This window comes from Heyndrickxia camelliae (assembly GCF_002844575.1).
Lineage (GTDB): Bacteria > Bacillota > Bacilli > Bacillales > Bacillaceae_C > Margalitia > Margalitia camelliae.
Genome location: NZ_PIQO01000067.1, coordinates 1 through 740 on the forward strand (window position 1 = coordinate 1; position 740 = coordinate 740).

Sequence of the window (740 nt, forward strand, 5' to 3'; positions counted from 1 at the left end):
GAAAGTAATGTACCAACTAATGTTGCAAAACCAGATAACATTACGATTGCTGTGACCACACTGAAATCACGTTGCGAAATAGAGGTAATAAACAATTGTCCCATTCCTGGATATCCAAAGATAGATTCCAAAAACACGGATCCACTAAGCAATCCAGTAATTTCATATCCTAAAAAGGCTGCAATAGGCAAAAATGAATTCCTTAAGATATGGCGTGTATATACCTTAGATTCATTTACCCCTTTTGCTCTGGCTGTTTTTACAAAGTCTTTTATTTTCGTATCAATAATTTCGTTACGCAAGAACTGAATGGTTGCAGTTGTACTAATAATGGCACCTGAAAAGGCCGGTAAAATAAGATGGTTTAACTTGCTCAAATAATAGGCAAACGATCCATTTTCCACCCTTATGTCGACACTTCCGCTCGTTGGGAACCAACCTAATACAAAACCAAAGATAAATAGCACTAGCAAAGCAAAGATGAATAATGGTGTCGCGAAGGTCAAATAGTTATAACCAACAATTGCCTTATCCGCCCATGAATCCGTCCATCTACCACTAACTATCCCTAGTGGAATCGAAATGATATAAGATAGGATTAAAACAGCTGCGGACAAAATGACGGTATTCCAAAGTCTGCCTTCCAATAATTGTGTAACTGGTACTTGGTGCATTACAGACATCCCAAGGTCACCCTGTACCAATCCTTTAATCCATCTTCCATATTGCACATAAGCCGG

1 protein-coding gene is annotated in these 740 nt (G+C 38.5%); it reads right to left on the reverse strand.

What is annotated here, in order from left to right:
- On the reverse strand, positions 1 to 740 hold a 740-nt coding region (locus CWO92_RS24925; RefSeq protein ID WP_101356846.1), incomplete at both ends, for an ABC transporter permease.